11 protein-coding genes are annotated in these 17,555 nt (G+C 73.7%); 5 read left to right on the forward strand and 6 right to left on the reverse strand.

The genetic code is table 11. The annotated features are described in order from the left end of the window. The first annotated feature begins 32 nt into the window (after nucleotides 1-32). A complete protein-coding gene (locus tag ACZ3KP_RS03670; protein ID WP_467495998.1) occupies nucleotides 33-1,886 on the forward strand; it encodes an RICIN domain-containing protein in 1,854 nt (617 codons plus the stop codon). Between the two features lie 10 nt (nucleotides 1,887-1,896). Here ACZ3KP_RS03670 and ACZ3KP_RS03675 read toward each other — a convergent pair whose 3' ends face one another. From ACZ3KP_RS03675 to ACZ3KP_RS03695, 5 genes are all read right to left on the reverse strand, one after another. Next, nucleotides 1,897-2,388: a universal stress protein gene (locus ACZ3KP_RS03675; RefSeq protein ID WP_467496765.1), complete on the reverse strand. Its 492-nt coding sequence runs from the start codon at nucleotides 2,386-2,388 to the stop codon at nucleotides 1,897-1,899. A gap of 17 nt (nucleotides 2,389-2,405) precedes the next feature. Continuing rightward, nucleotides 2,406-3,665 carry an arsenic transporter gene (locus ACZ3KP_RS03680; protein WP_467496767.1) on the reverse strand — a complete coding sequence of 420 codons (1,260 nt, stop codon included), beginning with the start codon at nucleotides 3,663-3,665 and terminating at the stop codon, nucleotides 2,406-2,408. Between the two features lie 55 nt (nucleotides 3,666-3,720). Then, the gene (locus ACZ3KP_RS03685; protein WP_467496000.1) at nucleotides 3,721-4,977 is read right to left on the reverse strand and encodes a polysaccharide deacetylase family protein; all 1,257 of its coding nucleotides are present in this window, start codon (nucleotides 4,975-4,977) and stop codon (nucleotides 3,721-3,723) included. 192 nt (nucleotides 4,978-5,169) lie between these two features. After that, nucleotides 5,170-5,877, reverse strand: a complete 708-nt coding sequence (locus ACZ3KP_RS03690; RefSeq protein ID WP_467496002.1) for a DUF4232 domain-containing protein — start codon at nucleotides 5,875-5,877, stop codon at nucleotides 5,170-5,172. Between the two features lie 129 nt (nucleotides 5,878-6,006). Then, nucleotides 6,007-7,404: a serine/threonine-protein kinase gene (locus ACZ3KP_RS03695; protein ID WP_467496004.1), complete on the reverse strand. Its 1,398-nt coding sequence runs from the start codon at nucleotides 7,402-7,404 to the stop codon at nucleotides 6,007-6,009. Nucleotides 7,405-7,450: 46 nt separating this feature from the next. Between ACZ3KP_RS03695 and ACZ3KP_RS03700 the strand changes: the two genes are divergently transcribed. The 3 genes from ACZ3KP_RS03700 to helR all read left to right on the forward strand — a co-directional run bounded on the left by ACZ3KP_RS03700 (nucleotide 7,451) and on the right by helR (nucleotide 11,756). After that, nucleotides 7,451-7,999, forward strand: coding sequence for an RNA polymerase sigma factor (locus ACZ3KP_RS03700; protein ID WP_132894297.1), 549 nt, complete (start codon nucleotides 7,451-7,453; stop codon nucleotides 7,997-7,999). Nucleotides 8,000-8,144: 145 nt separating this feature from the next. Then, entirely contained in the window at nucleotides 8,145-9,347 is a 1,203-nt protein-coding gene (locus ACZ3KP_RS03705; protein ID WP_467496006.1) for a glycosyltransferase, read from the forward strand. 234 nt (nucleotides 9,348-9,581) lie between these two features. Continuing rightward, nucleotides 9,582-11,756, forward strand: coding sequence for an RNA polymerase recycling motor ATPase HelR (helR, locus tag ACZ3KP_RS03710; RefSeq protein WP_467496008.1), 2,175 nt, complete (start codon nucleotides 9,582-9,584; stop codon nucleotides 11,754-11,756). A gap of 6 nt (nucleotides 11,757-11,762) precedes the next feature. Here the strand turns inward: helR and ACZ3KP_RS03715 are convergent, their stop codons facing one another. Next, entirely contained in the window at nucleotides 11,763-14,147 is a 2,385-nt protein-coding gene (locus tag ACZ3KP_RS03715; RefSeq protein WP_467496010.1) for a SpoIIE family protein phosphatase, read from the reverse strand. A 271-nt stretch (nucleotides 14,148-14,418) separates the two neighbouring features. Here ACZ3KP_RS03715 and ACZ3KP_RS03720 point away from each other — a divergent pair, with 271 nt between their 5' ends. After that, nucleotides 14,419-17,520 (forward strand): glycoside hydrolase family 2 TIM barrel-domain containing protein, encoded by a 3,102-nt coding sequence (locus ACZ3KP_RS03720; protein WP_467496012.1) that lies wholly within the window; start codon nucleotides 14,419-14,421, stop codon nucleotides 17,518-17,520. Nucleotides 17,521-17,555 lie beyond the last annotated feature (35 nt).

The following is a 17,555-nucleotide window of genomic DNA, read 5'->3' on the forward strand; positions in this document are numbered from 1 at the left end:
CATCCCGCGTTGCGTCTGGAAGGAATGCAGCCGTGAATGACGCAGGCCTGGGGAATTCCCCTTCCCCCGCCCGGCCGTTCGACGTCACCGACGAGCAGCTCAGCTCCGAGCTGAAGCAGTGGACCGGTACCGCGCCCGCCCTGCACCCCGTCGGGGAACTGCTCGACCGGCACTGGGAAGCGGCCTTCGCCTACGCCCGTCTGTGCACCGACGGGACGCGCGGCGCGGGGATGCTCACCACCGCCGCGTTCACCCGGCTCTTCGGCGAGTCCCTGCGCCAGGCCGGCCCCACCGCCGCCTGGCGACCCCAGCTGCTCGTGACGGTCCGCCGCATCGCCGCCGAATGGGACAACGACGGCCGCGGTGAACTCCTGCACCCCGAACTGCGCGCGGGCACCGGCGAGCGGGCCGCCGCCCGGCTGCTCCCGCCCGCGAACCGGCGGCTGCTCTCCCGTGCCTTCCAGCGCCTGACCCAGTCCTCGCGGGCCGTCCTGTGGCACACCGAGGTCGAGTCGGAACCGCTGTCGACGCCCGCCGCACTGCTGGGCCTCGACGAGCAGGACGCGCGGGTCGAACTGCGCCGGGCCCGTGAGCGACTGCGCGAGGAGTGCCTCCAGGTGCACCGCGAACTCGCCCACGAGGACGAGTGCCAGCGATACGTCCGGATGATCGACGTGACCTTCCGGCGCGGCGGGACGGACGTCGACCGGGACCTCCAGCAGCACCTGAACGGCTGCCGGCACTGCCGGTACACCGCCGACCAGCTCCATCGGTTCAACGGCGGCCTCGGCCTCGCCCTGGCGGAGGCCGTGCTCGGCTGGGGCGCCCGCGGTTACGTGGAGTCCCGGGCCGGCCTCGCCGGGGAGCCCGCCGAACCGGCGCCCGTACCCGAGGACGCCTTCGCGGGCGGCGAGGCCTTCGCCCCCGCGGCGGCCGCCGGCAAGGACCTGGTGGTGCACCCCGGCGCCACCCGGCGCGCCCAGCAGCGCGCCGCCCGCCGGGCGCGCCGCCGCAACCTCACGGTGGCCGTCGGCACCGTGAGCGGCCTGGTCGTCCTGCCTCTGGTGCTGTGGGCGGTGCTCGGCACCGGTGACGACTCCGGTACGGCCGCGCCCAGGCCCTCCGCCAGGCCCGGCAACGGCAGCTCCACCTCCGGCTCCTCCTGGGCCGGTGCCGGCCAGGCCACCCAGGGCACCCTGCGCGGCCGGCTGCACAACGTCGCCTCGGGCCTGTGCATCGCCGTGGTCGGCAAGAAGGCCGTCAAGGGCGCCGAGACCGAACTCGCCGCATGCTCGTCGGTCGCCAGCCAGCAGTGGACGTACGAGACCGACGGGCGGCTGCGCAACGGCGCCGACCCCGGCCTGTGCCTCGACTCGCACCTCGGCTACTCCGTGCGGCTCGCCCCGTGCTCGGCCGCCACCGGGTCCGGAGCCCGGAGCGTCCGCTACGACTTCACCCTGCAGGGCGCCCTGGTGCCGCGCTGGAACCAGGACCTGGCGCTCGCCCCGGCGGCCACCGACGGCGGCGGTTCCCTGGTCGTCAAGACCCGGGCGAACGCCGGCGCGCAGCGCTGGGTGATGGACACCTCGCAGCCCGACCTGCAGATGCAGATCGTCAACTGGGACGCCGAAACGAGCCCGACGCCGACGCCCGGCCCGACCGCGTCCCGGACCCCGACGGCCGAGGCCGCCGGGCCCGCCGCGCCGACCCCCGCCCCCTCGGCGTCATGGCCGACCGCACGGCCGGCACCGTCGGACACCACCGCCGGTGACAACCCGTGCGCGCAGTACCCGGGTCACTGCTACGGAGGCGGCCAGTACGGAGGCGGTCAGTACGGCGGCGGCTGGGGCTACGGAGGCGGTTACGGCGGTCGCCAGCACCGCTGAGGCGGCGGCCTCAGTGGTGGTGCGGCGGCGCGGGCGGCATCGTCGTCAGGTCCGGCGCACCCTCCGGCCACACCAGCAGCACCGGGCAGGGCGCGTGGTCGACGACGAATCGGGCCGCCCTGCCGAGGCTGTGCGGCCCGAGCCGGGACCGGTCGCCGTCCCGGGCGACGATCAGCAGACCGGCCCCCTCGGCGGCGGCCACCACCTCCCGCTCGACCCGTCCGGTCCGCTCCAGCCGGGTGCACGGCAGCCCCAGCCGTGCCTCGGCCGCGTCGAGCAGCTCCACCGCGGACTTGCCGCCGAGCTCCACCAGCCGCCGCTCCGGGTCAGGTCCCGAGCCCGCCCGGCCCAGCAGCCCCGAGAACGCGCCGTGCGCGAGCCCGGCCACCCCCGGCTCGGTCACATGCAGCAGCACCACCTCGGACGCCGCCCGCGCATGCTCGCGCGCCGCGTCCACACAGACCGGCCAGGTCCCCTCGACCAGCCAGACGATCACCCGCATCTCCATGGCCCTCCTGTCTAGGCACCGACCAGCTGGAGCGCCCCCCACAGTGCCACCACGGCCCCGCACAGCGCGGCCGGCACGGCGAGCAGCCCCAGCCGGGTGAACTCGCCGAGGTCCACGCCGTGGTCGTGCTGGTGCACGATCCTGCGCCACAACAGCGTCGCGAGCGACCCGGCGTAGGTGAGGTTCGGCCCGATGTTCACCCCGAGCAGTACGGCGAGCACCGCTCCGGGGCCGCCGGGCACGGCCAGCGGCAGCAGCACGAGCACCGCCGGCAGGTTGTTGATCAGGTTCGCCAGCACGGCGGCGAGCGCGGCGACGCCGAGCAGCGCGGGCAGTGAGCTCCCGCCCGGCAGGACGCGTCCGAGCGCGTCGGCGAGTCCGTTGTCGACGACCGCCCGCACCACGATCCCGAGCGCCAGCACGAACGCCAGGAACGCGGGCGACGCCGCCTTCACCACCGTCAGCGGGGTCGCCCGCCGCCGCACCAGCGCACGGCCGGCCAGCACCAGCGCACCCGCGCACGCGGCCCACGCCGGGTCGATGCCCAGCGCCGAGGCGAGCACGAACCCGGCGAGCGTGCAGCCGACCGTCACCAGCGCGAACACCGGCAGCCGGGGCGGCTCGCCGGTGTCCTTCGAACCCGGGGCCGCCGAGGACAGATCCCTGGCGAAGAACCTACGGAACACCAGGTACTCCGCGCCGATCGCCACCAGCCAGGGCAGCACCATCAGCGCCGCGAAGCGGGTGAAGCTCAGCCCGCTGGCCGCGAACGCCAGCAGGTTCGTCAGGTTGGACACGGGCAGCAGCAGCGAGGCGGTGTTCGACAGGTGTGTGCAGGCGTAGACGTGCGGTTTCGCCCGTACCCCGGACCGGGCCGCCGTCGCGAACACCACCGGTGTCAGCAGCACCACCGTCGCGTCCAGACTGAGGACGGCCGTGATCACCGACGCCAGCGTGAACACCGCCGTCAGGAGCCGCACCGGCCGCCCCGCCGACCAGCGGGCCATCCACGCCCCGCAGGCCTGGAACAGCCCCTCCACGTCGCAGAAGTGGGCGAGCACCAGGACGGCGGCGAGGAAACCGACGACCGGGCCCAGCTGCTCGGCCTCCGCCCGGGCATGGTCGAGGGAGATCGCCCCGGTGGCGATCACGATGCCCGCGGCGGGCACGGCGAGCACCGCCTCCGGCAGGCCGCGCGGCCGGATCACGGCCCACGCGAGCACGGCGGCGAGGAGGACGACGGACAGGGTTTCGGCGAGCGGGGTGTTCAGGGCGCGTTCCTCAGGACGTGATCAAGTGCGGCCCGCTCATGAAAGCAGACCGAGGTTACGAGGACCGGTTACCCGCCGCGCCCAGGAATTCGCCCCAGCCGCCCGTCGGCTCCTGCCCCGGGTTCAGCGTGCGCAGCTTGCGCAGCACCGCCGGGTCCTGCGCCTCCAGCCAGGCCACCAGCTGCTTGAAGGAGACGAACCGCACGTCGTCGTGGTCGGCCATCCGGCCGATGGCCTCCTCGACGGCGTCCATGTAGATGCCGCCGTTCCAGCGCTCGAAGTGGTTGCCGATGAAGAACGGCGCCCGGTTGGTGGAGTACGCCCGCTCGAACCCGGCGACGTAGCTGTCCCGGGCCTGGATGCGCCAGGCGTCGTACCGGGCCTTGTCGCCCAGCGGGTTGCCGGCGGACTGGTTGTACATCATGTTGTAGTCCATCGACAGGACCTGGAAGGAGTGTCCGGGGAAGGGTATGGACTGCAGGGGGAAGTCCCAGATGCGGTTGCCCTGCACCTTGCCGGGCCAGACCTGCAGGCCGCCGGGGGAGCTGGCGTCGTACTTCCAGCCGAGCGCGGCCGCGGTGGGCAGCAGATTGGCCTGACCCTCCAGGCACGGGGTACGGCCGCCGACCAGCTCCTTGCGGTAGTCGAAGGGCAGCGGCTCCAGGTCGGTGAAGCCGGTGTTCGTCTTCCACCTGGTGACGAAGTCCACGGCCTGGTCGATCTCGCTGCGCCACTCGGCGGGAGACCAGTTGCGCACGCCGTCCGGGCCGCAGAAGTGCCCGTTGAAGTGGGTGCCGATCTCGTGGCCCTCCAGCCAGGCGGCCCGCACCTGCTGGAGCGTGGCGTGGATGTGCCGGTCGGCGAGGTAGCCGATCGCGGAGGCGCCGACTGCGTGCCGCGGCGGGCGGTAGAGATCCTTCCGGGCCTCCGGCAGCGTGTAGATGCCGGAGAGGAAGAACGTCATCTTCGCGCCGTGGTCGGCGGCCACCTTGCGGAAGCGGGAGAACAGCTGGTTGCTGAGTTCGCCCGCGCCGTCCCAGGAGAACACCACGAACTGCGGCGGCTTGGCGCCGGCCGCGAGGCGGTCGGCCTTCGGCTGGTGGGGCTGGGCGCCGGTGTCGGCGGTGGAGCCGTCGCCGATCAGCTTCAGCGGCCTGGCCGGGGCGCTGCCGTTCGCACCGCCGTCCTTCACGCCCTCGGCCGAACCGCTGCCGCCCAGCGACCAGGTGCCGTTCGAGCACGCGGAGAGGGCTCCCAGGGCCCCCGCCGTCGCGCCCGCCGTCAGCACCCGCCTGCGAGAGATGCCGCTCATGTCCGCCCCGATTCCGTCGTGCCGGCCCCTCGTGGAGCCGCCTTCTGCGTGGTCGTCGGGTTCGATGGGCGGTCCGGCGGAAAAGATCGGAGGCGGCCGCGCGTGTTGCACGTCTGTGACAGTCGGGGGCCGGACATGGCGAACCCCGCCGCCCCCGGGGGGGAGGGGCGGCGGGGTCCGGTCAGGGGGTGGTCAGGCGCCGGTGCCGGCGCTGAACACGTTCAGGCGCACCGAGGAGGCGTTCCCGGACACCGGGACCGGGCCGCCCTTCCACGCCACCTTCAGGGAGTCCTTCTCGTCCGGCGGGGTGACGACCAGCGAGGCGGGGGTCGCCGTCCTGGCGCCGCTGATGTCCGGGCTGGAGAAGGTCAGCCCCGCCCAGGCGCTCCCGCCCGGCCTGAGCGTGACCGTCGTCGCGGTGACGCCGGGCTCGCGCTGCGGGTCGGGGCCGAGCTGGGCGCCGGACGCGTCCACGAAGGCGGCGCCGGGATAGCCGCGCACGGTGCAGGTCCGGGACGACGTGTTGGTGAGCACGATCGGGAAGTTCTCCTGACCGGCCCCGGGGTCGTTGCCGCCCACCGAGGCGGTCAGCTCGGACGTGTGGCAGCGGGTACCTGACGCGGTGGTGGTGCCGCCCTGCGACGCCCCGGTCGCCGGCCCGCCGGTCGCCGCGCCGGTGTTCCGCGAGGTCGGCGAGGCCTTGGTGCCGGCCGGTACGGAAGCGGTGCCCGAGCCGGCCGAACCGGCCGCGCTGCCGGTCGCGGGCGCGGCGGTGCCCGACACCGACTCCGGGGACCTGCCCTGGCCGCCGCTGCCGCAGGCGGTCAGCAGGCCCAGGGCGGCGGCCGTGCTCGCGAGCAGGGCCGCCCCGCGCCGCAAGGACTGGGACGTGTACGCCATCTGTCTCACCACTCCTGGATGTCATGAGCACGCGTACGGGACGTGCCCCGGGGCGCTCCGTGCGCCGTCCACCCCATCCGATGGGACCGGCGACGGAAAAGTTCGGGGGCACGCCGCGGATTCATCGGGTCAGGTGACCCGCAGCGAGCGGAGTATGCCGTCCGTGGTACTGCTGTCGGCGGCGCCCTTCTGCCGCACCTGCACGTACACCTGGGGCCGGGCGCCCCCGCCGGCCGGACCGAGGGCCGCCTCCTGGATCGAGCCGCCCGCGCCGGAGCAGTCGCTCCAGGTCCGCACCCGGCCCTTCCACGAGGTACCGGTGAAGGCACGGCTGCCCTCGTAGCGGCAGCCCGAATGGGTCAGCGCGGTCACCTTGGCGGCGACGTCCCCGTGCTCGCTCAGGCCGATGAAGACGCCGTTCACCGCGGTCGTCAGGTCCTGCCACGCGGACACGTCGTCGGCCACCTCCAGGCCCGGCTCGTGACCCGACGCCAGCCCCAGGGCCCCCGGGTTCCAGCCGGCGTCCCGCAGCTCGGCCGCCCACCCCGAGGGCACCTCGGCGACCACGCGCCCGGTCGAGTCGGCGACCCGCGTCTGGTCGCCCGCCGTCCCGCCGCGCTGCACCAGGGTGACCGCGACCGCCGTGCCGCCCGCCGCGAGGACCGCGGCCAGCGTGAGCGTGACCGCGTTGAGCCGCCGGCGGACCCCGTCCAGCCGCCTCGGCCGGCGGGCCGCCGAACGGTCCGCCAGCCGGTCCAGCTCGTCCGCGAAGGCGTGCGCGGTGGGCCAGCGCCGCTGCCGGTCCGGCTCCAGGGCCCGCATCAGCGCCCGCTGCACGTCCTCTCCGAGGTCCGGCCGCAGCCGGTCGGGCCGCACCACCCGGCCGGGCGCGCCCGGCACCGTCGCGGTCACCAGCTCGTAGCCCACCGCCCCCAGGGAGTAGATGTCGGCGCGGGCGTCGATGCCGGCGCCCGGCTGGGCCTGCTCCGGCGGCTGGTAGCCCGCCGAGCCGGCGGCCAGGGTGAGCCCCGACGCCTGCGCCAGGCTCTTCGCGAGCCCCAGGTCGGCCAGCAGCACCCGCCGGGTGCCGTCCGGCGCGGTGCGCAGCAGCACGTTCGTCGATTTGATGTCCCGGTGCACGATCCCCGCCTCGTGCAGGTCGGCCGCGCCGCGCGCCGCCAGCGCGGTCAGCCGCAGCGCGTCGGGCACCGGCAGCGGGCCGCCGGCGAGCAGCTCGGCGAGGGTGCCCGCGTCGGCGTACTCCATCACGAAGTACGGCCGTCCGTCGGGGAGTTCACCGATGTCGTAGACCTGCACCACCCGCTTGGAGTCGGCCCGGCGCAGCAGCCGCGCCTCGGACAGGAAACGGTCGTGGATGTCGAGACGGTGGGACCAGTTGTCCGCGAGGACCTTCACCGCGACCGGGGCGTCCAGCTGGTCGTCGTGGGCGAGCCAGACCGTCCCGAAGGCGCCGGTGCCCAGGCGCCGTTCGAGGCGATAGCGGCCGATCCGCTCCAGGGGTTGCATACGACTATCATGCCTGGCCTGAGATCGACTTCGAGGGGGACCTCCCGTGCCGGACGCCGCGCTGACCGAAGACCTCGCCCGGCGGGCCGCCGCCGGCGACCAGCGGGCCCTGAACCAGTTGCTGACCGAGGTCCGGCCCGACGTCGTACGGCGCTGCGGACGCTTCCTGCCGTGCCGTGAGGACGCCGAGGAAGCGGCCCAGGACGTGCTGCTGCAGATCTCCCGGAAGATCTCCACCTTCGAGGGTCGCAGCAGGTTCAGCACCTGGCTCTACACGGTCGTCGCCAACTGCTCCCGGCAGAAGTACCGGGACCTGAAGCGGCGGGCGGCGGAGGAACCGGCGGCCATCGAACCCGCCCAGTACGTCGACCCGCGCACCACCAGCGTGATCGCGGGATCCCGCATCGACCTGCTGGAGGCGCTGGACCGGCTGGAGCGGGAGCACCCGCAACTGGTCGCGCCGCTCGTCTACCGGGACATCTGCCAGCTGGACTACGCCGAGGTCGCGGAGCGGGTGGGCATTCCGCTGGGGACGCTGAAGTCGCGGCTGCACGAGGCACGCAAGCAGGTCCGGCCGTGGCTGAGCGCACCGTGACCTGACAGCAGTGAGGGGCCGCATCCGTGCGGCCCCTTTCCCTTTTCAACGTATAGCGCACCGGGGGGCTTGCGGCAAGGCCCCCCTCGTCCCGCAGAATCGCAGGCCGATACCAGGAACTGCGGTTTTCAGGGGGATACGCGACATGCGTGCGCTGTTGATGGGATACGGGTCGCGCGGGGACGTCGAGCCGTTGGCGGGACTGGGGGCGGCGCTGCGCTCCCTCGGCGCCGAGGTACGGGTGTGCGCGCCGCCGGACGAGGAGTTCGCGCAGCTGCTGGCCCGCGCGGGCGTGACGCACGTACCGTTCGGGCCGTCCGTGCGCGCCCTGGTGACCAGGCCGAACCCGTCGCCCGAGGACGCCTTCAAGCTCGCGCCCGAGCTGGTCGCCGCGCACTTCGACACGGTCGCCCCGGCGGCCGAGGGGTGTGACGCGCTGGTGGCGAGCGGGCTGATGCCGGCCGGTGCCCGGTCGGTGACGGAGAAGCTGGGCATCCGGTACGTGTTCGCCTGCCCGCACCCGTTCGGCATGCCGTCCTCGCACTTCCGGCCGGTCGGACGGCCGGGGCGTCCGGCCCCGCCGGACGCCGACCTGCGGACCCTGTGGAAGGTGGACGGCGAGAAGGTGAACGCGCTGTACGGCGAGGCGCTCAACACCCACCGGGCGGCGATCGGCCTGCCGCCCGTCGAGAACGTCCGCGACCACATCCTCACCGGCCGGGCGTGGCTGGCGGCCGACCCGGTGCTCGGTCCCTGGCAGGACCTCACGGACCTCGACCTCGTCCAGACCGGGGCGTGGGTGTTGCCCGACGAACGTCCGCTGCCCGAGGACCTGTCGGCGTTCCTGGCGGCCGGTGAGGCGCCGGTGTACGTCGGTTTCGGCAGCATGGCGCTGCGCGGCGCGCCGGACGCCGCGAAGGTGGCCGTCGAGGCGGTACGGGCCCAGGGGCGGCGGGTGCTCGTCGCGCACGGCTGGGCGGGGCTCGCCGCGGCCGACGACGGGGCCGACTGCTTCGTGATCGGCGAGGTCAACCACCAGGCGCTGTTCCGCCGGGTGGCGGCCGTCGTGCACCACGGCGGCGCGGGCACGACGACGACCGCGGCCCTGGCCGGGACGCCCCAGGTGGTCGTCCCGCAGATCGTCGACCAGCCGCACTGGGCCGCCCGGGTGGCCGAACTGGGCATCGGCGCGGCCCACGACGGCCCGACCCCGACCGTCGAGTCCCTCTCGACCGCCCTCGCGAAAGCCCTCGCCCCCGGGACGCGCACCCGCGCCGCCGAGGTGGCCCGCACGATGCGCACCGACGGGGCGACGGTGGCGGCGAGGCTGCTGCTGGACGGCGCCTGAACCCGTACGTGCCTGAACAGGGGGCCGCCGGGCCCCGAGCCCGGCGCGGCCCCCCTCCACCCCTTCACCCCCACGTGTTCGCCCCCGCCCACGCGTGACTCCCGCCGTGTCCCGGCGCCCCGTAAGGGGCGCGGGGAACTGCGCGAGCAACCCCCACGCACCCGCAGTCACGACCGGCCGCAACCATCCGTCGGCGGCCCCACCGGTCGTAACGCCTCCCACGGAGCTGATGCAGTGACCCCCCTGACCACCCGTGCCTTCGCCCTGCCCGAACGTCTCTCCGCCAAGGCCGACCCGGCACTGATCGCCGATGACGAGCGGCACTTCGCGGCCGTCGCCGACTCTCTCGCGCAGTCGATCGCGGAGCTGTCCGACCGCCTCGACGCCGAGCTCAGGGCGCCGGGCGGCACCGGGCGGGCCGCGATGGACCGGGACAACGAGGTCCACCGGCTGTCCGGACGGCTGCGCACCCTGCGCCGCTTCGGCCTCGACCTGTGCCTCGGGCACTTCGTCCGCGCCGACGACCCCGAGCCCGTCTACGTCGGCCGGCTCGGTCTCACCGACGGCGACGGCCGCCGGCTGCTGGTCGACTGGCGGTCCCCCGCGGCCGAACCGTTCTTCGCGGCCACCCACGCCGACCCGATGGGGCTGCGCAGCCGGCGCAGGTACCGGTGGACGGACGGCCGGATCAGCGACTACTGGGACGAGGTGTTCACCGCCGACGGACTCGAAGGGCATGCCGCGCTCGACGACCAGTCGGCCTTCGTGGCCAGCCTCGGCGCCGACCGGTCACCACGGATGCGCGACGTGCTCGCCACCATCCAGGCCGACCAGGACGCGATCATCCGCGCCGGCTCCCGGGGCGCCCTCGTCGTCGACGGTGGCCCGGGCACCGGCAAGACCGTCGTCGCCCTGCACCGCACCGCCCACCTCCTGTACGCCGACCCCCGCCTCGGACACCGGCGCGGCGGGGTGTTGTTCGTCGGCCCGCACCGGCCCTACCTCAACTACGTCTCCGACGTGCTGCCCAGCCTCGGCGAGGAGGGCGTGGCGACCTGCGTCCTGGCCGACCTCGTCGACGAGGGAGCCGGCGCGGTACCCGAGTCCGACCCCGAGGTGGCCCGGCTGAAGGCGTCCGCCGACATGGTGCGGGCGATCGAGACGGCCGTCCGCTTCTACGAGGAGCCGCCCGCCGAGGGGACGACGGTCAGCACCGACTGGGGCGACCTGCGGCTCACCGCCGACGACTGGGCCGACGCCTTTCGCGCCCCCGGGCCGGGCACCCCGCACAACGAGGCCCGCGACCAGATCTGGGACGAGCTGGCCGCCATCCTGCTGGACAGGTATGCCGGTGACGACGTCACGCCCGAGCAGTTCCGCGCGTCGATCCGGCAGGACGGCGAGCTGGTCGACACCCTGCACGGGGCGTGGCCCCTGCTGGAGCCGGCCGACCTGGTCGGGGACCTCTGGTCGGTGCCCGCCTACCTGCGGATGTGCGCCCCCTGGCTCGGCCCGGACGACGTGCGGAAGCTGCGGCGCGCCGACCCGCAGGCCTGGACGATGTCCGACCTGCCCCTCCTGGACGCGGCCCGGCAGCGGCTCGGCGACCCGCAGGCGGCCCGGCGCCGGCAGCGGCAGGAGGCCGTCCTCGCCGCACAGCGCGAGCGGATGGCGCAGGTCGTCGACAACCTGATCGGCGCCGCCGCCGACTCGGGTGCCGACGGTGACGACGGCGAGGGCCTGGTGCGGATGCTGCGCGGCGCGGACGCCAAGGTCAGCCTCGTCGACGAGTCCGAACTGCCCACCGCGGCCCCGGACCTGCTCGCCGGACCCTTCGCGCACATCGTCGTGGACGAGGCCCAGGAACTCACCGACGCCGAATGGCAGATGTTGCTGGTGCGTTGCCCGTCCCGCAGCTTCACCATCGTCGGGGACCGCGCCCAGGCCCGGCACGGCTTCACGGAGTCGTGGCGCGAACGCCTCGAACGGGTCGGGTTCGACCGGATCACCCTGACCTCCCTGAGCATCAACTACCGCACGCCCGAAGAGGTCATGACGGAGGCCGAGCCGGTCATCCGGGCCGTGCTGCCCGACGCCAACGTGCCGACCTCGATCCGCACCGGCGGCCTGCCCGTCGTCCACGGCGCCGTGTCGGACCTGGACACGATCGTCGCCACCTGGCTCGCCGCCCATGCCGAGGGCATCGCGTGTGTGATCGGCGCTCCCGACTTCACCGCCCGCGACCGGGTCCGCTCGCTGTCCCCGGCGCTGTCGAAGGGACTGGAGTTCGACCTGGTCGTGCTCGTGGACCCGGAGGAGTTCGGTGAGGGCGTCGAGGGCGCCGTGGACCGCTATGTGGCGATGACCAGGGCGACCCGGCAACTGGTGATCCTCACGAGCGGCGCCTAGGCGGCCCTAACCGCCGTCCTGGTCGAGCAGCGCCAGCTCGGCCCAGATCGTCTTGCCCTCGGCCGTGTGCCTGCTGCCCCAGCGCTGCGTCAGCTGCGCCACCAGCAGCAGGCCCCGGCCGCCCTCGTCCCAGGTCTTGGCCCGGCGCAGGTGCGGTGCCGTGGGGTTGGTGTCGGAGACCTCGCAGATCAGGGTGGTCAGGTCGTGGATCAGCCGCAGCCGGACGGGGTGGGCGCCGTAGCGGAGGGCGTTGGTGACCAGTTCGCTGACCACCAGTTCCACCGTGAAGGCGGCGGTGCTCAGGTTCCACATGTCCAGCTGCTCCCCGACCTCCTTGCGGATCCGCGCGAGCAGGGCGGGGTCGGCGGGGACGTCCCAGGTCGCCACCCGGGACGGCGGCAGGCTCTGGGTGCGCGCCAGCAGCAGGGCCACGTCGTCGGCCGCGCCGCCCGACGGCAGCAGGGCATGCAGGATCCGGTCGCAGGTCTCGTCCAGGGAGTCGCCGTGCGCCGCCAGCGCCTCGTGGAGCAGACGGCGACCGGTGTCCGGATCCTGGTGCCGGGAGGTGATCAGCCCGTCCGTGAACATCGCCAGCACGGTGCCCTCGGGCAACTCGATCTCGGTCGACTCGAACGGCAGTCCGCCCAGGCCCAGCGGGGGGCCCGCGGGCAGGTCCACCTCGTGGAGGCGGCCCCCCGGACGCAGGACGACGGGGAGCGGGTGACCGGCCCGGGCCAGCGTGCAGCGCCGGGACACCGGGTCGTAGACGGCGTACAGGCAGGTCGCGCCGACCTCCCCGGGGCTGCCTTCACCTCCCTGCTCCTCGGAGAGCCGCAGCACCAGGTCGTCGAGGTGGGTGAGCAGCTCGTCCGGGGCCAGGTCGATGTCGGCCAGCGTGCGTACGGCGGTCCGCAGCCGGCCCATGGTCGCCGAGGCCTGTACACCGTGGCCGACGACGTCCCCGACCACCATGGCCACCCGCAGCCCGGACAGCGGGATCACGTCGAACCAGTCACCGCCCACCCCGGCCCGGGCCGCGGGCAGATAGCGCGAGGCGGCCCGCAGGGCGGCGGTGTGCGGCAGCGTCCGGGGCAGCAGGCTGCGCTGCAGGGCCAGGGCGGTCTCGCGCTCGCGGGAGAAGCGGCGGGCGTTGTCGATGCAGACGGCGGCCCGCGCGGTGATCTCCTCGGCCAGCAGCACGTCGTCCGCGCTGAACGGGTCGGGCCGCCGGTGCCGGGTGAGCACCGCGACCCCGAGGGTCACCCCGCGCGCCTGGATCGGCACCGCCATCGAGGCGTGCACGCCGAACTCGCGCACCCGCTCGCCGCGCACCTTGTGCCAGGTCAGCCATTTCGTCATGTCGCCCGAGGGCACCGAGGCCACGATCGTGCGGCCCGCGATCAGCGAGTCGGCCTGCGGCGAGAAGGCCGGGTACGACTCGGCGTGCCCGGGTTTCAGCACCGCCTCGGGGGTGCCGGGCAGCACGGACCGGTGTGCGGCGCGGCGCAGCGTGACCGGCGCCGACAGCCGCACCGGCAGCTCGGCGCCGGTCTCCGGCGGGTCCAGCAGGTCGACGGTGACGAAGTCGGCGAGCACGGGGACGCAGACGTCGGCCAGTTCCTGCGCCGTACGGGTGACGTCCAGGGTACTGCCGATGCGTACGCTCGCCTCGTTGACCAGCTGGAGACGCTCCCTGGCCAGGTAGTGCTCGGTGAAGTCGTGCGCGGCCAGGCAGACCCCGCGCACCCGTCCCACCGCGTCGGTGATCGGCGCCATCCGGGCCAGCCAGGCGTGCGCCAGGTGCTCGCCACCGGTGCGCAGGTACGTCTGGACGTCCAGCGGGCGTCCCGAGGTCAGCACCCGGAGCATGTTCCGCTCCAGTTCCTCGCTCTGCGGCTGGCCGCCGATCTCCACGATCCGCAGCCCCTGGATGTGTTCCTCGGGCAGCCCGATGACCTCGGCCATCGCCTGGTTCACGCGGCGCAGCCGCAGGTGCTCGTCGTAGACGGCGACGGCGCACGGCGACTGCATCAGGACCGCGGTGCCCAGCGGATCGTCCGGACCGCGCGGACCGCTGCCGTCCAGCGGGGAGACCACCAGCCAGTGGCCGGGACGCCCGTCGTTCGCCGTGCGGTGGTGGGCGAGCAGCCAGACGGGCAGGGTACGGCCGTCCCGGTGGCGGAGCCCGAGGACGCCGTCCCAGCGGACGCCGGTGAGTGGGGGCGGTGTGGTGTCAGCGGCGAGCAGCCGCGCGGCGGGCCGGCCCACGACCTCGTCGGCCGGGTGGCCGAGGAGCCGCCGCGCGCCCTCGTTCCACTCGACCAGGGTGCCGTCCTCGTCGATGACAGCCCGGGCCGTCGCCGCATCGTCGAACGGATAGACCCGGCTCATCTCGCCACTCCCAAGCGCACACTCACAGTCAACAGGTGCACCACTGGTGTTCAGCGTAGTGCGTCGGGACCGTCCGCGACCGGCAGGCGGCGGCGCCCGGCCGGGCGGGCGGCACCCTGTCCGGAGTGCCGGACGAGGACCGGCCGACGGGACCGCAGGCACCACCGGACCCGTCCGGACCCTTGACGGCCGCACGTGTCACACCGTCAGAATCTGTTTGTTCACGATCAGTTGTGAGTAGTTCTGAGCCCTGATGAGGGAGAGCCGCACCATGACGGTCACGCGCAGATCGGTTCTGGCCGCAGCCACGGCAGCGCCCACGGCCGGCGTCCTGCTGGGCGCACCGGGCGCCTGGGCGGCCCCGGAGAGAGGGACGTCCTCGCAGGTCACCGGCCGGCGCACGGTCGCCCTGCGGGACGGCTGGCGCTTCGCGCTGGTCAACCCGGGCGGCATCACCGACCCGACCGGCGCCTACGCCGACGCGGCCGACCCCGGCTACGACGACTCGGCCTGGCGCCAGGTCGCCGTACCGCACGACTGGAGCATCGAGCAGACCCCGACCACCGACCACGGCACCACCAGCGGCACCGGCTTCTTCCCGGGCGGCCTCGGCTGGTACCGGCTCGCCTTCACCCTGCCGCCGGGCTGTGCCGGAAAGCGGATCTCGGTGGAGTTCGACGGCGTCTACATGGACTCGTACGTGTACTGCAACGGCACCCAGGTGGGCCGTCACCCCTACGGATACACCGGCTTCGCCCTCGACCTCACCGGGCTGCTGCACACCGACGGCAGCACCGAGAACGTCCTCGCGGTCAAGGTGCAGAACCAGTTGCCCAGCAGCCGCTGGTACTCGGGCAGCGGCATCTACCGCGAGGCCCGCCTGGTGATGACCGACCCCGTGCACGTGGCGCGCTGGGGGACGTACGTGACCACGCCGGACATCACCGCCGACCGCGCGGTCGTGCGGGTGCGGACGGCCGTGGTGGACGAGTCCGGCGACGGCACCGACGTCGAGGTGGTCTCCCGGATCGCCGACGCGGACGGCCGTACCGTCGCCCGTACCTCCACCACGGTCACCGTCGCCGGCTCGGGCGAGACCGCCGAGACGCACGAACTGACGCTGGCGGAACCCAGGTTGTGGGGGTTCGAGAGCCCGTACCGCTACACCCTGCACACCGAACTGCGGGTCGCCGGCTGCACCGTCGACACCTACCGCACGCGCTTCGGCGTCCGCGGTTTCCGCTTCGACCCCGACGAGGGCTTCTCGCTCAACGGCGTGCACACCAAGATCAAGGGCGTCGACCTCCACCACGACCAGGGCGCGCTCGGCGCGGCGATCAGCGCCGACGCGGTGCGCAGGCAGATGACCATCATGAGGTCGATGGGCGTCAACGCCTTCCGCACCTCGCACAACCCGCCCTCGCCGCAGATGATCGAGGTCTGCGAGGACCTGGGCATCGTGATGATGGTGGAGGCCTTCGACTGCTGGAGGACCGGCAAGACCACGTACGACTACGGCAGGTTCTTCGACGAGTGGTGCGAGAGCGACGCCACCGAGATGGTCCTGGCCGCCCGCAACTCACCCGCCGTCGTCCTGTGGTCGATCGGCAACGAGATCCCGGACTCCACCTCCATCGCCGGCCTCGCCATGGCCGACCGGATCATCGCCGCCGTCAGGGCCGCCGACGACACCCGCCCAGTGGTCATCGGCTCGAACAAGTACCACGGGGTGCCGTCCAAGGGCTCGGCCGCCGACCTGATGCTGGCCAAGCTCGACGGCCTCGGCCTCAACTACAACACCGCCAAGTCCGTGGACGCCCTGCACGCGGCCTACCCGCGGCTGTTCCTCTTCGAGTCCGAGTCCTCCTCGGAGACCTCGACCCGCGGCGCCTACCAGGAGCCGGAGCACCTCAACACGGGTGAGAACCACACCCCCGGCCGCCGTGAGACCTCCTCCTACGACAACAACCTGGCCTCCTGGACGATGAGCGGCGAGTACGGCCACAAGAAGGACCGGGACCGGAAGTGGTTCGCGGGCCAGTTCCTGTGGTCGGGCATCGACTACATCGGCGAGCCGACGCCGTACGACGTGTTCCCGGTGAAGTCGTCCTTCTTCGGTGCCGTCGACACCGCGGGCTTCCCGAAGGACATGTACCACCTCTTCCGCAGCCAGTGGGTGAGCGAGCCGATGGTGCACCTCGTCCCGATGACCTGGAACCACGAGCCCGGGGACACGGTCGAGGTGTGGGCGTACGCCAACGTGCCCTCCGTCGAGCTGTTCCTGAACGGGGAGTCCCTGGGCGTGCGGGAGTTCGACACCAAGACGACCACCGACGGCCGTACCTACCTGGAGACCACCGAGGCCACCGGGGACGACAAGACGTTCACCACCGGCCCCTTTCCCGGCAGTTACACCAGCCCGAACGGCAGCGCGGGCAAGCTGCACCTGACCTGGAAGGTGCCGTACCAGCCGGGGGAGCTGCGGGCGGTCGCGCGGCGCGACGGCAGGGTGGTCGCCACCGACGTGCTGCGCACCGCCGGTGCCCCGCACGCGGTACGCCTCGCCGCCGACCGCGGGTCCCTCGCCGCCGACGGGCGGTCCCTCGTCTTCGTGACCGCCGAGATCGTCGACGCGCACGGCGTGCCGGTCCCCGACGCCGAGCACCTCATCTCCTTCGGCGTGACCGGCGGGTCGATCGCCGGTCTCGACAACGGCCGTGAGGAGAGCGCCGAGCGCTACCAGGCCGTCACCCGTACGGCCTTCCACGGCAAGGCGCTCGCCATCGTCCGCTCCGGCACCGAGGCGGGCCGCCTGAGGGTGACCGCACGGGTGGACGGCCTGCGCGCGGGCACCGCGACCCTGCGCACCACCCCGGCCCGCGCGGTGGCCGGCACCCCCGCGCCCCGGTTCGGCCCCGATCTTCCGGCGCCGCCGGATCACCCCCGCGCGGACGCCAGTTACTCCGGACGCGCGGACACCCTGCCGGCCGCCATGCTCGACGGCGACCCCACCACCGGCTGGTCCAACGCCTTCGCCAAGTCCGCCACCGCCCTGCTGCCCGCGTTCAGCGGTGCCCGGACCGCGGACTGGGTGTCGGTCGACTTCGGGCGGCCCCGCGCCTTCGACCGCGCCGAGGTCTCCTTCACCGTGGACGCCACCCACACGCTGCCCGCGTCGGTGGAGGTGGAGTTCTGGGACGGAACGGCCTACCGGCCGGTGACCGGTACGACGGTGGAGTGGGCGACCGCCTCGGACGCCCCGACCGTCGTCACCTTCACCGCGGTACGGGGCTCCCGGCTCCGGCTGACCCTGACCAGCGCCCACCCCGGGCAGCCCTCGGGCGCGGTGCGGATCAGCCGACTCGACCTCTGACGGGGCGGGCCGCAGGCCCTCCCCGTGGCCGCCGG

The organism is Streptomyces sp. NPDC020958, from assembly GCF_055562175.1.

Bases quoted from the DNA above. Each gene is read 5' to 3' on its own strand.
- ACZ3KP_RS03685 (WP_467496000.1), bottom strand. From the start codon at position 4,977: ATGAGCGGCATCTCTCGCAGGCGGGTGCTGACGGCGGGCGCGACGGCG.
- ACZ3KP_RS03675 (WP_467496765.1), bottom strand. From the start codon at position 2,388: ATGCGGGTGATCGTCTGGCTGGTCGAGGGGACCTGGCCGGTCTGTGTG.
- ACZ3KP_RS03690 (WP_467496002.1), bottom strand. From the start codon at position 5,877: ATGGCGTACACGTCCCAGTCCTTGCGGCGCGGGGCGGCCCTGCTCGCG.
- ACZ3KP_RS03715 (WP_467496010.1), bottom strand. From the start codon at position 14,147: ATGAGCCGGGTCTATCCGTTCGACGATGCGGCGACGGCCCGGGCTGTC.
- ACZ3KP_RS03720 (WP_467496012.1), top strand. From the start codon at position 14,419: ATGACGGTCACGCGCAGATCGGTTCTGGCCGCAGCCACGGCAGCGCCC.
- ACZ3KP_RS03695 (WP_467496004.1), bottom strand. From the start codon at position 7,404: ATGCAACCCCTGGAGCGGATCGGCCGCTATCGCCTCGAACGGCGCCTG.
- ACZ3KP_RS03705 (WP_467496006.1), top strand. From the start codon at position 8,145: ATGCGTGCGCTGTTGATGGGATACGGGTCGCGCGGGGACGTCGAGCCG.